Genomic DNA, 13,972 nt, shown 5'->3' with positions numbered 1-13,972 from the left:
CAGGGCGTGGGGGCCTAACGCGCCGGTGCGCCGCGGGCCGGGGCGGCGCGCCGGGCGGGTGTGGGGGGGGGGGCCCACCCCCCGGGGGTATGGGGCGCCACCGCGCGCCCGGGCATCAGGCCTGGGCGTTGTCGATGAAGTTGACGGCGTCCTCGACGGTCTTGAGGTTCTTGACCTCTTCGTCGGGAATGGTGACGTCGAACTTCTCCTCGGCGTTGACCACGATGGTCATCATGGAGATCGAGTCGATGTCCAGGTCCTCGGTGAAGGACTTCTCGAGCTGCACGGCTTCGGTCTCGAGGCCGGTCTCCTCGTTCACGATCTCGGCCAGGCCGGTCAGGATCTCGTCTTTGCTCGCCATGTCGGCTTCCTTTCGTTGAGGTCGCAGTGAGCGACCGTACTCGGTGACCACGGTCCCCGGAGGGTTGCCGTGCGGGGCGCCCAGCGGTGCGGACGGTCCCGTGGACAGGAGGTGTGCGGTCTAACCCTACGACACCACGGTGAGGGGATCAGGGCAGGAGCACCACTTGGGCGCCGTACACCAGCCCGGCCCCGAAGCCGATTTGCAGGGACGGCCTGCCGGACAGCTCCGGGTGCTCCGCGAGCAGCCGGTGCGTGGCCAGCGGGATGGAGGCCGCGGACGTGTTGCCCGCGTCCGCGATGTCCCGGGCGATGACCACGGACTCGGGCAGCTTGAGCACCTTGGCCATCTGGTCGATGATCCGCATGTTGGCCTGGTGGGGCACGAAGGCCGCCAGGTCCTCGGCCTGCAGGCCCGCGGCGTCGAGGGCTTCCTGCGCCACGCGGGCACCCTCCCAGGACGCCCAGCGGAAGACCGTGGGCCCGTCCTGGCGCAGGGTGGGCCACAGGGTGGCGTCGGGGCGCATCTCGCCGGTCTCGGGGTCAACGAGGTCCTTCGCGAAGGTGCGCTCCCCGCCGTTCTCCACCGTGCGGATGTCCGTGAGGGGGTGGGTCATCCGGATGGCGTCCCACTTGGAGCCGTCCGAGCCCCACACGGAGGGGCCGATCCCGGGGACGTCGGACGGGCCGATCACCACGGCCCCGGCGCCGTCGCCGAGCAGGAAGGAGATGGAGCGCTCGGAGTTGTCGATGACGTCCGAGAGCTTCTCCACGCCGATGACCAGCACGTTGGTGGAGTCGCCGGCGCGGACCAGGGAGTCCGCCTGGGCCACGCCGTAGCAGTACCCGGCGCACGCGGCGGAGATGTCGTACGCCGCCGCCGGGGTGGCACCCAGCCGGTCCGCGAGGCACGAGGCCAGCGAGGGGGTCAGGTACGGGAAGGACACCGTGGAGACGATGATGGTGCTCAGCTGCTCACCGGTGATCCCGGCGTCCGCCATGGCCTCCCGGGCGGCATGCTCCGCCATGTCCAGCGCGGAGACGTCCGCGGGGGCCCGGTGGCGGGTGTGGATGCCCGTGCGCTTGACGATCCACTCGTCAGAGGACTCAATCCACTGGCAGATGTCGTCGTTGGTCACGATCTCGGACGGGCGGTAGGCACCGATGCCCAGGATGCGCGTGTGGGCGTTGGGAATGTTCTGTTTGATGGTCGCCACGAGAGGCCGACTCCTTACCTGGTGCGGTTCACAGCGGGAGATGCGGGTGGGTCACCCTCTCAGCTCAGGGTACTCTGCAGCGTCTCGAGGTCCTCCGGGGTGTTGACGGCCATGGCGGGGACTCCCTTGAGACCGCGCTTCGCCAGGCCCACGAGGGTGCCGGCGGGCGGCAGCTCCACGATCTGCTGGACGTCCAGCTCCGCCAGGGTCTCCATGCAGGCGTCCCAGCGCACGGGGCGGCACACCTGCTCCACGAGGGACTCCAGGGCGGCGGCGCCGCTGGTCACGCGGGCACCGTCGCGGTTGCTGAGCAGCGGGTGCTCGGGGTCCCGCGGGGACAGCTGCGGGACGAGGTCCCGCAGGGGCTGCAGGGCCGGTGCCATGTGCTCGGTGTGGAACGCGCCGGCCACCTTCAGGCGCACCACCTTAGCGCGGGCGGGCGGGTTCTGCGCCAGGGAGTCGAGCTGCTCGACGGTGCCCGCGGCCACCACCTGGCCGCCGCCGTTCGCGTTCGCCGCGGTGGCGCCGGCGGCGGAGAGTGCGGCGGCGACGTCGTCGGGCTTGCCCCCCAGGACCGCGGCCATGCCCGTGGGGGTCGCCGCGGCGGCGCGGGCCATCTCCGTGGCGCGCACGCGCACGAACCGCATGGCGTCCTCCTCGCTCAGCACGCCCGAGAGGGCGGCGGCGGTGATCTCACCCACCGAGTGACCGGCGAGCACCACGTCCTCGCGCCCCTGGAGCTGGGGAGCCAGCAACCGACCCGCGACCAGTCCGGCGGCGACGATCAGCGGCTGGGCCACCGCGGTGTCCTTGATGGCCTCCTCGTCCGCCTCGGTGCCGTAGTGCACGAGGTCCAGCCCGGCGGCGTCGGAGAGCCGCGCGAGGTGCTCGGCGACACCCGGGACGGACAGCCACTCGGTGAGGAATCCTGGCTTCTGTGACCCCTGACCGGGGCAGACGACTGCAATCACCCGTTCATTCCACCAAGTGGGAGCGGGGTTGCGGAGCGGGCACCCGCACCAAGCTGGGAGCCGGGTTTTGTCGCCTTTCTACAAGGGGACGGTCACTCGTCCCGGTGCAGCCTGCCCGCGAGCACCGCGCAGTGCAGGACGAAGGCGTCCCGCGGCAGCAGCGGGTCCCAGCCGGTGATGTCGCTGACGCGCCGCAGCCGGTAGCGGACGGTGTTGGCGTGGACGTACAGCTCGCGGGCGGTGGCCTCGAGCGAGTGCCCCACGCTGAGGTAGGTGGACAGGGTGTCCACCAGGCCGGTGGAGGACGCCGCGAGCGGCTCCCACACGGCATCGACCATGGCCTGCAGCGCCAGGGGGTCGCCGCTGATGGCCCGTTCCGGCCAGAGGTCCTCGGAGTGGACGGGCCGCGGTGCCTGCGGCCAGGCCGCGGCGGCGCGCAGCCCGGCGTTGGCGCGGTCCGCGGAGTGCTTGGCCTCGAAGACCGTGGGGACCGGCGGGCCGTGGACCACGGGGCCCTCGCCGAACACGGCCGCCAGCCTGGTGAGGGAGCGCAGGTGGTCCTTGGGCCCGCCCAGGATCAACACGAGCCGGTCGGTCTGGATGGCCACGAGGCACTCTGCCGCGTGCCGGGCCACAGTGCGGCGGATCCGCTCCACGCCCGCCGGGCCCGTGGTCGACGGGGCACGCCCCACCATCACGGTGACGTCCCCCCGGTCCGTCCACCCCAGCGCGGAGACCCGTGAGCGCAGCGAGTCGGAACGGTCCCCGCGCAGGATGCTGTCCACCACGAGGGACTCCATGCGGGCGTCCCACGAGCCGCGGTTCTCTGCGGCCTTGGCGTAGACGTCCGCGGCGGCGAAGGCCACCTCCCGCGAGAAGCGCAGGACGGCCTCCCGCAGGGCCACCTCGTCGTGGTGCTGGGCCAGCTCGGGGACCTTCTCCTCCACCACGTCCACCACGATGCGCAGCACCTGCAGCGCGTTCTGCAGCGTGATGGACCGGGTGAGGTCCGTGGGCGCCTGCTTGAAGACCTCGGTGAGCACCCACAGCGGTTCGCGGGGGTTCTCGTACCAGCTGACGAAGGAGGCGATGCCCCGCTGCGCGAGCAGCCCCAGCTCGGAGCGCTCGTCCGCGCGCAGCTCGGCGAACCACGGCAGGGACGTGCTCAGCCGCTGCACCGCCACGGTGGAGACCTGCCCCAGGTTCGCCCGCAGGTTCTCCAGGGTCCGCGGGTGCGGGGTGCCCTGCTGCCGGCTGCGCAGGGACCGCGCGGCCCGGCGCGAGACGCGTGGCTTGCGGGCGGCGGAGCCGGAGGCGTCGGAAGGCATGAGACGAGGGTAGTCGATCCCCTCGCGCCCGGGCCTCGGACGGGGGCGTTGCGGGAGAGCGGGCCCGGGCGGACGACGTCGCCCGCGCGCCACCCGTGCCCAGCGCACCGCGGCGGACGGGAGCCTGCGGCGCGTGCTGCGGGCTGGCCCGGCGCGGCGGTGACTCTGGTACAGGGGGCCTGCCAGGTGGCCCGGGAAGGTCGCGCGTGCGCGGACAGCGCGGCGCCCCCGCCGCCGGAGAGTTCCGGGGACGGGGGCGCTGCGGGTGGGGACGCCGTCAGGTGACGGTGCCCCGGGGCGGGGTGCGGTGCCTCAGGCCTCGCCCCCGGCGTTGCCGGAGGTGCCGGCGGCGGGGTCCGCGAGGTCGTAGCGGGTCAGCGCCTCGGCGGGAGCCGACCAGTCGATCTCACCGCGCTTGGCGAGCATCTCCAGGGTGCGCACCACCATGGAGTGGGCGTCGATGGTGAAGAAGCGGCGGGCGCCGGCGCGGGTGTCCGCGAAGCCGAAGCCGTCCGCGCCCAGCGAGGCCCAGTCGTTCGGCACGTACTGGCGCACGGAGTCCGGCAGCTGCGCGGCGTAGTCGCTCGTGGCGACCACCGGGCCGGTGGCCCCGGCCAGGGCCTGGGTGATGTACGGGGTGCGGGCCCCGGACTCCGGGTCCATGAAGGCGTCCTGCTCGGCGGCCATCGCGTCCCGGCGCAGGTTGTTCCACGAGGTCACGGACCACACGTCCGCGGACACGCCCCACTCCTCGGCCAGGATCTTCTGCGCCTCGAGCGCCCAGGGGACGCCCACGCCGGAGGCCAGCAGCTGGGCCCGCGGGCCCTCGGTCTCGGCGGGCTTGAGCAGGTAGATGCCGTTGAGGATCCCGTCCACATCCACGTTCTCCGGCTCGGCCGGCTGGTGGATGGGCTCGTTGTACACCGTGAGGTAGTACATGACGTCGTGGTCCTCGTCCCCGGTGCCGTACATGTGCTCCAGGCCGCGCTTGACGATGTGCGCGATCTCGTAGCCGTAGGCCGGGTCGTAGTGGATCACCGCGGGGTTGGTCGCGGCCAGCAGCGGGGAGTGCCCGTCCGCGTGCTGCAACCCCTCACCGGTCAGGGTGGTGCGTCCGGCGGTGGCCCCGATCACGAAGCCGCGCGCCATCTGGTCCGCAGCGGCCCAGAACTCGTCGCCGGTGCGCTGGAAGCCGAACATCGAGTAGAAGATGTAGACCGGGATCATGGCCTCGCCGTGCGTGGCGTAGGAGGTCCCCGCCGCGGTGAACGCCGAGGTGGCACCGGCCTCGTTGATCCCCGGGTGCAGGATCACGCCCTGGGCGGACTCCTTGTAGGCGAGCATCAGCTCGCGGTCCACGGAGAGGTAGTTCTGCCCGTTGGGGTTGTAGATCTTCGAGGTGGGGAAGAACGCGTCCATGCCGAAGGTGCGGGCCTCGTCCGGGACGATGGGCACGATCCGGTGGCCGAAGTCCTTCTCGCGCATCAGGTCCTTGAGGATGCGCACGAAGGCCATGGTGGTGGCGGCCAGCTGCTTGCCGGAGCCCTTCTTGCCGGAGGCGAAGGCCTTGTCCGAGGGCAGGGTGATCTCCTGCTGCGCGTGGGGGCGGTCCGGCACGAACCCGCCGAGCTCCCTGCGCCGCTCGAGCATGTACTTGATCTCGGGGGAGTCCGCGCCCGGGTGGTAGTACGGGGCGTTGTAGAGGTCCGACTCCAGCTGCTCGTCGGAGATCGGGATGCGCAGGTGGTCCCGGAAGGCCTTCAGGTCCTCGAGGGTCAGCTTCTTCATCTGGTGCGTGGCGTTGCGGGCCTCGAAGTGCGGGCCCAGGCCGTAGCCCTTGATGCCCTGCGCCAGGATCACGGTGGGCTGGCCCTTGTGCTCCAGGGCGGCCTTGTACGCCGCGTAGACCTTGCGGTAGTCGTGGGCGCCGCGCTTGAGGTTCCAGATCTGCTCGTCCGTGTAGTCGGCCACGAGCTCCTTGGTGGCCGCCGAGCGCCCGAAGAAGTGGTCCCGCACGAACCCGCCGGACTCCGCCTTGAAGGTCTGGTAGTCGCCGTCCAGGGTCTCGTTCATGATTCGCACGAGCTCGCCGGTCTTGTCCGCCTCGAGCAGGGCGTCCCACTCGCGGCCCCACACGACCTTGATGACGTTCCAGCCCGCACCGCGGAAGAACGCCTCCAGCTCCTGGATGATCTTGCCGTTGCCGCGCACCGGCCCGTCCAGGCGCTGGAGGTTGCAGTTGACCACGAACGTGAGGTTGTCCAGCTTGTCGTTGGCCGCGAGCTGCAGCGCGCCGCGCGACTCCGGCTCGTCCATCTCGCCGTCGCCCAGGAACGCCCACACGTGCTGCTCGGAGGTGTCCTTGATGCCGCGGTTGTGCAGGTAGCGGTTGAACTGCGCCTGGTAGATCGCGTTCATGGGCCCGATGCCCATGGAGACCGTGGGGAACTGCCAGAAGTCGGGCAGGCAGCGGGGGTGCGGGTAGGAGGGCAGACCGTTCGGGGCCTTGGTCTTCTCCTGGCGGAACCCGTCCAGCTGCTCCTCGGTGAGGCGGCCCTCGAGGTAGGCGCGCGCGTAGTTGCCGGGGGAGGAGTGGCCCTGGAAGAACACCTGGTCGCCACCACCCGGGTGCTCGGGACCCCGGAAGAAGTGGTTCAGACCCACCTCGTAGAGAGTGGCCACGCCCGCGTAGGAGGAGATGTGCCCGCCCACGCCCACGCCCGGACGCTGCGCACGGTGGACCATCACCGCGGCGTTCCAGCGCAGGAAGGCGCGGTACCGGCGCTCGATCTCCTCGTCGCCGGGGAACTCGGGCTCCTGGTCCACGGGGATGGTGTTCACGTAGTCCGAGGTGGTGACCATGGGCACGCCCACGGAGTGGGTGCCGGCGTGCTGCAGCAGGGCGCGCATCACGTACTGCGCGCGCGCGGTGCCCTGCGCCTGGATCAGCGCGTCGAAGGACTCGATCCACTCCTGGGTCTCGTCCGCATCCGCGTCCTGCAGGTTGTTGGTCAGCCCACTGAGGATGTGGTGATTGCTGTCAGAAGACACGTGAACCTCTCTGTCGTCAGCTCCGTGTCGCGGGATCCCCGGTGCCGGAGCGGTGTGCCTGGTGGCGGGGCCCGGGCTGGAAAGAACCGCCCCCGTCATCCCCTCATCGTGTCACAGGCTACGGGGTGGGGGATCGCGACGACAGGTGTTCTGCGCATCACACCCGCCGCGGCCCCGTCACACGCGCCCACTTCCTTCCCGTGGCATCCGGTGCGGCTTGAACGAGCGGCTAATCCAGTGTTGTCTTTATTACGCACCGTCGACGGTCCCGTCACGGTGAGTATGGGCTCCGGGCACCTGCCGGTGGCATCCCGGGACCCACGCGACACGGCTTGAGAAGGAGAGACACGGTGAGCGAGGCCAAGGCGCCCGAAGAGAGCATTGCGGAGCAGCTGAACCTGAAGGACGGCGACTACGTCCAGGAGTTCGGCTACGACGACGACGTCGATGCGGACCTGCGGGCCCGGATCGAGGACGCCATCGGCTCCGAGCTCTTCGACGAGGACGCGCAGGAGGTCGTCGACGCCGTGGTGCTGTGGTGGCGCGACGGCGACGGTGACCTCGTGGACGAGCTCGTGGACGTCCAGACCACCCTCGACGACGGCGGCGTGGTGTGGCTGCTGACCCCCAAGGCCGGGCGCGACGACCACGTGTCCCCCGCGGACGTCCAGGACGCTGCCTCCACCGCCGGGCTGCACGTCACGAGCGCCGCCCGCGTCTCCTCCGACTGGTCCGTCTCCCGGCTCGCCCCCAAGCGCAACTTCTAGCACCGAGCCGCGCCGTGGATGCGGCGGGAAAGGTCCCCATGACCGACATCGGATCAGCAGCGCCGGAGTTCACCCTGCCCAACCGGGACGGTGAGCCCCGGAGCCTGTCGCAGTACCGCGGTGCGCCCGTGGTGCTGGTGTTCTTCCCCTTCGCGTTCTCTCCGGTGTGCACCGGGGAGCTGTGCCACCTGCAGGACCACGCGGACACCGTCGAGGACGCCGGGGCCACGGTGCTGTGCGTGTCCACGGACAGCCACTACGCACTGGACGCCTTCGCACGCGAGGAGTCCTACGACTTCGAGCTGCTCTCCGACCACTGGCCCCACGGCGGCGTGGCCCGCTCGTACGGGGTCTTCGACGAGGAGCTCGGCTGCGCGCGCCGCGTCACCGTCGTCGTCGACGCCGCCGGGACCGTCCGCGACGTCAGCTCCACCGACATGGCCGAGCCCCGGGAGTGGGAGCGCCTCCACGGGATCCTCACGGACCTGACCCGGGACTGAGATGCCCACGAGGGTGATCCGCGCCGGCTACGGCGCCCCGGTGGATCCGAGCCACTTCCCCGACCCCCATGCCCTGGACGCCCGCGCCGGGCTCTCCCTGGTCCACGAGCTGCTCGTGGGACGCCGTACCGCGGTGCTCACGGGCGCGGGGGTCAGCACCGGCTCCGGCATCCCCGACTACCGCGGGCCGGATGCCAAGCCCCGCAACCCCATGACGTACCAGGAGTTCATGCGCAGCGTGGACAACAGACGCCACTACTGGGCGCGCAACCAGTACGGGTGGCGGTTCGTGGCCGAGGCCCGGCCCTCCGCCGCGCACGAGGCCCTCGCCCGCCTGGAGACCGCCGGTGCGGTGGACGGGGTGGTCACGCAGAACATCGACCTGCTGCACCAGAAGGCCGGCTCCCTGGCCGTTGTGGATCTGCACGGAACCTATGCGTGGGTGGTGTGCACCGCGTGCGGCTCCCGCTTCCCGCGCGAGGAGGTCTCGCGGTACCTGGACGAGCTGAACCCCGGGTTCTACGACGGGCTGACCCACGCCGCCCAGGTGGAGTACGCACCCGACGCGGACGCCACCGTGGAGGAGACCGGAGGCTTCCGGGTGTGGGACTGCCCCGTGTGCCAGGGGGTGCTCAAACCGGACGTGGTGTTCTTCGGGGAGAGCGCCCGTCCCCGCAACGTGGCCCTGGCCCGCCGGATGGTGGAGCGAGCGGGCGCCCTCCTGGTGGTGGGCAGCTCCCTGACGGTGAACTCCGGCCGCCGGTTCGTGCGCCAGGCCGCCCGCCAGGACATCCCGGTGGTCATCGTCAACCACGGTGTCACGGCGGGGGACGCCTTCGCGGCGCTGAAGGTGGACGCCCCGGTGGGGGAGTTCCTCACCTCGCTGGAGGCGCTGCTCGTCCCCGGAAGCTGATGCTTGCCCCGGACGTGCGGAGCACCTAGACTCGACCTGCAAGGCCCTGAGGGTCTGCGGAGGGGAAGCCGCGGACCGCATCGGGGCCTTGTTTCATGTCCGGGTGCTGCTCCGCCCTGCCCCGTGCGGATGTGTCCGCAGGGGAGCGGGACACGCCCGGGATGCTTCCTGAGTGACGAACGGCCCCTCCCCGCGCGGGAAGGGGCCGTTCGTCACTCCGGCGCCCGGGCCGCAGCCCGCCCGGGCGGGAGAAGACTGTCAGCCCACGGGGTCGATGACCGACTTGGCCGCCTGTGCCTCGTTGCACTGCTGCGCCCACAGGGCCGCGCCCACGATGCCCGCGTTGTTGCGCAGCGCCGCGATCTCCACGGGGGTGTTCAGCTCCAGGTACGGCAGGAACTTCTCCGAGTTCTTGGACACGCCGCCGCCGATCACGAACAGGGACGGCGAGAAGAGGAACTCCACGTGGGAGAAGTAGCGCTGCAGCCGCTTGGTGGCCCACTTCTTCCACGGCAGCTGCTCGCGCTCGCGGGCCGCGGCCGAGGCCCGCGTCTCTGCGTCGTGGCCGTCGATCTCCAGGTGGCCGAGCTCCGCATTGGGTACGAGCTGACCGTTGAGGATCATGGCGGAGCCGATGCCGGTGCCCAGAGTGATCACCATGACCAGTCCCTCCTGGCCCTTGCCCGCGCCGTAGTGCGCCTCGGCCAGCCCGGCGCCGTCGGCGTCGTTGAGGGCCTCGACCTCGCGGCCGAGGGTCTCGGTCATCAGGGCGTCCACGTCCGTGTTGATCCAGGACTTGTCCACGTTCGCGGCGGAGAGCGCCACGCCGTTCTTGATGATGGCGGGGAACACGATCCCCACGTGGCTCTCCGGGGCGGGAGCCTCCGGGCGGGACTGCAGCTCGTCCACGATCTGACGGACCACGTCCGCCACGGCCTGGGGCGTGGCGGGCTGCGGGGTGGGGATGCGGAACCGCTCACCCACGAGCTGGCCGGTGGAGAGATCGACGATCCCACCCTTGGTGCCGGTACCACCAATGTCGATTCCAATGCCGTACTGCGAGACGACACCCTGCGGAGTACCTGAGCTCATGAACAGTCCCTTCGGTCCACGGTCTGTAGCTGTGACGGGGCCGCGCGGTGCACTGCCGACCCCCTGGTCCCGAGTTTACGGGAGCGCGCCTCCGATCAGGGGAGGGTGAGGATCTCCACGCCGTCGTCGGTCACGACCATGGTGTGCTCGTACTGCGCGGTGCGCAGCCGGTCGTGGGTGGTGATGGTCCACTCGTCCTCCCACTGGTCCCACGCGATGGACCCGAGGGTCAGCATGGGCTCGATGGTGAAGATCATGCCCGGGACCATCTCGGTGGCGTAGGACGGGGCGGCGTCGTAGTGCGGGACGATCAGCCCGGTGTGGAACTCGCGGCCCACGCCGTGGCCGGTGAAGTCCCGCACCACGCCGTAGCCGAAGCGCTTGGCGTACTTCTCGATCACGCGCCCGATCACGTTGATCTCCCGCCCGGGACGCACGGCCTTGATCGCCCGGTTGGTGGCCTCCAGGGTGCGCTCCACGAGCAGGCGGGAGTCCTCGTCCACGTCCCCCACGAGGAACATGGCGTTGGTGTCCCCGTGCATGCCGTTCTTGTAGGCGGTGACGTCCAGGTTGATGATGTCCCCGTCCTCCAGGACGGTGGAGTCCGGGATGCCGTGGCAGATCACCTCGTTCAGCGAGGTGCAGATGGACTTGGGGAAGCCGCGGTACTCCAGGCAGGAGGGGTAGGCCCCGTGGTCGCACATGTACTCGTGCGCGATCCGGTCCAGCTCGTCGGTGGTGACACCCGGCTTCGCCTCGGCGCCCGCGGCCTGCAGGGCGCGCGCCGCGATCTGTCCGGCCTCCCGCACCAGCTCGACCTCCTCCGGGGTGTACACGTTGGAGGCGCTGCCCTCGTCCGGCTCCAGACGCCCCACGTACTCCGGGCGCTCGATGCCGCGGGGCACGGGGCGCAGCGGCGTGAGCGCGCCGGCGCGCAGGGCGCCGACGGGGGCGGTGGATCCGGGAGCGGGTGCGAGGTTGTGGCTGGTCACGATGGGTCGATGCCTCCTGCGGCGGTCACGCGTGGGTGTGCGCGGCCGCCGAAGCGCACCGCGCACCGGGTGCACCAACTACCCTAAGCCTTGGGTCCCGGGCCTGTTCCGCCCGGGGTGTTCGTGCCCCGCCCGTGGGCGGGTGGGCAGACGGCGCACCGCGCCGGAGAGAGAGGAAACGCATGGCCGAGTACTGGTACAACCTCTACACCAAGCAGGTCGAGGAGGGCCCCAAGGACGACTACCGCCAGCTCATGGGTCCCTACGCCACGCGCGAGGACGCCGCCCGTGCCCTGGAGCACGCGGCGGAGAACACCAAGCGCTGGGACGACGAGGACGCCGCCTTCAAGGGCGAGTGACGCGCCGGGGCGCGGGCGGCGTCGTGCTCACCCGCGGTACGTGTGCTCCTCGGCCGGGAATGCGCCCGAGCGGACGTCGGCCACGTACTCGGACACGGCGTCGCCCGCCATCTCCGCGAGCTGCGCGTACTGCCGGACGAAGCGGGGCATGGTGCCCGTGCGCAGCCCCAGCATGTCCTGCCACACGAGCACCTGGCCCGTGGTCGCACCACCCGCGCCGATGCCCACGGTGGGCACGTCCAGCGCATCCTCCACGGTGGCCGCGGCTTCCACGGTCACCATCTCGAGCAGCACCCCGAAGCACCCGGCCTCCTGCATGGCGCGGGCGTCGGCCAGCACCTGCTGGGCGGCGGCCCCGCGCCCCTGGACCCGGAAGCCGCCCAGGGCGTGCTCGGACTGCGGTGTGAAGCCCACGTGGCCCATCACGGGGATCCCCGCGCGCACCACCGCGGCCACGTGCTCGGCGAGCGCGGCGCCCGCCTCGATCTTCACGGCGTGCGCCCCGGACTCCTTCATGACGCGCACCGCGCTGCGCACTGCCTGCGCGGGCGACTCCTCGTAGGAGCCGAACGGCAGGTCCACCAGCACCATGGCACGCCGGGTTCCGCGCACCACGCCCGCCGCGAGGGTGATCATGTGCTCGAGCGTCACGGGCAGGGTGGAGTCGTGGCCGAGCACGGTGCTGCCCAGGGAGTCGCCCACGAGCAGGACGTCCACCCCGGCGCGGTCGAAGATCCCGGCGGTGAGCACGTCGTAGCTCGTGAGCATGGAGAACTTCTCCCCGGTGTCCTTGGCGCGCTGCAGGTGCACGGTGCGCACGCGCTTGACGTCGGCCAGGGAGGGCGCCGCGGGGGCTCCGGGGGTGGGCTGGGAATCGTTCATCGTCCCAGCGTAGCGGCCCCCGACGACGCCGCCCGGGCCGCCGCCGCGCCCACCGCACCGCAGGGGGTCGCCGGGTGAGCGTGTCCGACGGGGCGGATACAGTGGGGCCGTGGCTCCGCCGGGTGCAGGCACCCGGACAGGGCCCGTGACCCGCTGTGCAGCACCCCCGAGGAATCCGAGGTGGACCCGTGGACCGTCAACAGGAGTTCGTGCTCCGAACCATCGAGGACCGGGACGTGCGCTTCGTGCGGCTCTGGTTCACGGACGTGGTGGGCACGCTGAAGTCGGTGGCGCTCGCGCCCGCCGAGGTGGAGGCGGCGTTCGAGGAGGGGCTCGGCTTCGACGGCTCCTCCATCGAGGGGCTCTCGCGCGTGTTCGAGTCCGACATGCTCCTGCAGCCGGACCCCTCCACCTTCCAGCTGCTGCCGTGGCGCGGGGAGGAGGAGCCCACGTCCCGCATGTTCTGCGACCTCAAGACCCCGGACGGCGAGCCCTCCGCGGCGGATCCCCGGGGTGTGCTGAAGCGGGTGCTGGCCAAGGCCTCGGACATGGGGTTCACGTGCTACACCGCCCCCGAGATCGAGTTCTACCTGCTGCGCTCTCCGGAGCTGGACCCGGGCACCGGGGAACCCGTGCCCGTGGACTACGAGGGCTACTTCGACCACGTCCCGGGCGGGGTGGTCCAGGACTTCCGGCGCCGCGCGGTCAGCATGCTCGAGGCCGTGGGGATCTCCGTGGAGTTCTCCCACCACGAGGCCGGGCCGGGCCAGAACGAGATCGACCTGCGCTACGCGGACGCCCTGCAGACCGCGGACAACATCATGACGTTCCGCACGGTGATCCGCGAGGTGGCCCTGTCCCAGGGGATCTACGCCACGTTCATGCCCAAGCCGTTCTCCCGCCACCCCGGGTCCGGGATGCACACCCACTTCTCGCTCTTCGAGGGGGACACCAACGCGTTCTACGAGGCCGGGGCCGAGTTCCGGCTCTCGGACACCGGACGGCACTTCATCGCGGGGCTACTGCGCCACGCCCCCGAGTTCACGTCCGTGACCAACCAGTTCGTGAACTCCTACAAGCGGCTGTGGGCCGGGGACGAGGCGCCGTCCTACATGTCCTGGGGGCACAACAACCGCTCCGCGCTGGTGCGCGTGCCGCTCTACAAGCCGGACAAGGTGCAGTCCTCGCGCATCGAGTACCGCGGCATCGACTCCGCCACCAACCCGTACCTGTCCTACGCCGCGCTGATCGGGGCGGGGCTGAAGGGCATCGAGAACGAGTACGAGCTGCCCCCGGTGGAGACGGAGGACGTCTTCTCCATGAGCAGCGCCGAGCGGCGGGCGGTGGGCCACAAGCCGCTGCCCTCGAGCCTGCATGACGCCGTGGGCCTCACGGAGGACTCCGAGTTCATGGCCGAGCTGCTGGGGGAGCAGGTCTTCGAGTACTTCCTGGCCAACAAGCGCCGCGACTGGGACCAGTACCGCCAGGAGGTCTCCCCGTACGAGCTGCGCACCAACCTGGGCATCCTGTAGTGCCGCCC

General features: G+C 71.0%; 13 protein-coding genes. 5 read left to right on the top strand and 8 right to left on the bottom strand.

Translation table 11 applies throughout. The features are described from left to right. Positions 1-115: 115 nt before the first annotated feature. The 5 genes from Q4A22_RS02980 to aceE form a co-directional block, all read right to left on the bottom strand. Positions 116-361, bottom strand: coding sequence for an acyl carrier protein (locus tag Q4A22_RS02980; protein ID WP_303177106.1), 246 nt, complete (start codon positions 359-361; stop codon positions 116-118). A 148-nt stretch (positions 362-509) separates the two neighbouring features. Continuing rightward, complete coding sequence (locus Q4A22_RS02975) at positions 510-1,577, bottom strand: beta-ketoacyl-ACP synthase III (protein WP_303177104.1); 1,068 nt, start codon at positions 1,575-1,577, stop codon at positions 510-512. Between the two features lie 59 nt (positions 1,578-1,636). Continuing rightward, complete coding sequence (locus Q4A22_RS02970; RefSeq protein WP_303177103.1) at positions 1,637-2,548, bottom strand: ACP S-malonyltransferase; 912 nt, start codon at positions 2,546-2,548, stop codon at positions 1,637-1,639. 92 nt (positions 2,549-2,640) lie between these two features. Further along, entirely contained in the window at positions 2,641-3,876 is a 1,236-nt protein-coding gene (locus tag Q4A22_RS02965; protein ID WP_303177101.1) for a CdaR family transcriptional regulator, read from the bottom strand. Between the two features lie 312 nt (positions 3,877-4,188). After that, positions 4,189-6,927, bottom strand: a complete 2,739-nt coding sequence (gene aceE, locus Q4A22_RS02960) for a pyruvate dehydrogenase (acetyl-transferring), homodimeric type (RefSeq protein WP_303177099.1) — start codon at positions 6,925-6,927, stop codon at positions 4,189-4,191. Positions 6,928-7,277: 350 nt separating this feature from the next. Between aceE and Q4A22_RS02955 the strand changes: the two genes are divergently transcribed. The 3 genes from Q4A22_RS02955 to Q4A22_RS02945 are packed head-to-tail and all read left to right on the top strand — an operon-like array spanning position 7,278 to position 9,107. Continuing rightward, a complete protein-coding gene (locus Q4A22_RS02955) occupies positions 7,278-7,694 on the top strand; it encodes a DUF3052 domain-containing protein (RefSeq protein ID WP_303177097.1) in 417 nt (138 codons plus the stop codon). Between the two features lie 38 nt (positions 7,695-7,732). Further along, on the top strand, positions 7,733-8,194 hold the full coding sequence (locus tag Q4A22_RS02950) for a redoxin domain-containing protein (RefSeq protein ID WP_303177096.1): 462 nt from the start codon (positions 7,733-7,735) through the stop codon (positions 8,192-8,194). A gap of 1 nt (position 8,195) precedes the next feature. Further along, complete coding sequence (locus Q4A22_RS02945; protein ID WP_303177095.1) at positions 8,196-9,107, top strand: Sir2 family NAD-dependent protein deacetylase; 912 nt, start codon at positions 8,196-8,198, stop codon at positions 9,105-9,107. A gap of 258 nt (positions 9,108-9,365) precedes the next feature. Here the strand turns inward: Q4A22_RS02945 and ppgK are convergent, their stop codons facing one another. Both ppgK and map read right to left on the bottom strand, forming a co-directional pair. Continuing rightward, positions 9,366-10,199, bottom strand: a complete 834-nt coding sequence (gene ppgK, locus Q4A22_RS02940; protein WP_303177094.1) for a polyphosphate--glucose phosphotransferase — start codon at positions 10,197-10,199, stop codon at positions 9,366-9,368. 95 nt (positions 10,200-10,294) lie between these two features. Then, positions 10,295-11,191 carry a type I methionyl aminopeptidase gene (map, locus tag Q4A22_RS02935; RefSeq protein ID WP_303177093.1) on the bottom strand — a complete coding sequence of 299 codons (897 nt, stop codon included), beginning with the start codon at positions 11,189-11,191 and terminating at the stop codon, positions 10,295-10,297. A 182-nt stretch (positions 11,192-11,373) separates the two neighbouring features. On the opposite strand from map, the gene Q4A22_RS02930 reads away from it, so the two are divergent. Next, positions 11,374-11,550: an SPOR domain-containing protein gene (locus Q4A22_RS02930; protein WP_303177091.1), complete on the top strand. Its 177-nt coding sequence runs from the start codon at positions 11,374-11,376 to the stop codon at positions 11,548-11,550. Between the two features lie 27 nt (positions 11,551-11,577). On the opposite strand, the gene panB is transcribed toward Q4A22_RS02930, so the two are convergent. Then, positions 11,578-12,432, bottom strand: coding sequence for a 3-methyl-2-oxobutanoate hydroxymethyltransferase (panB, locus tag Q4A22_RS02925; RefSeq protein ID WP_303177089.1), 855 nt, complete (start codon positions 12,430-12,432; stop codon positions 11,578-11,580). A 188-nt stretch (positions 12,433-12,620) separates the two neighbouring features. On the opposite strand from panB, the gene Q4A22_RS02920 reads away from it, so the two are divergent. Continuing rightward, positions 12,621-13,964: a glutamine synthetase family protein gene (locus Q4A22_RS02920; RefSeq protein ID WP_303177088.1), complete on the top strand. Its 1,344-nt coding sequence runs from the start codon at positions 12,621-12,623 to the stop codon at positions 13,962-13,964. Positions 13,965-13,972 lie beyond the last annotated feature (8 nt).

The sequence above is a fragment of the Kocuria sp. genome, assembly GCF_030530945.1.
Lineage (GTDB): Bacteria > Actinomycetota > Actinomycetes > Actinomycetales > Micrococcaceae > Kocuria.
The sequence above is the reverse complement of the archived record's forward strand: the minus strand, read 5'-3'. Positions and strand labels throughout refer to the sequence as shown.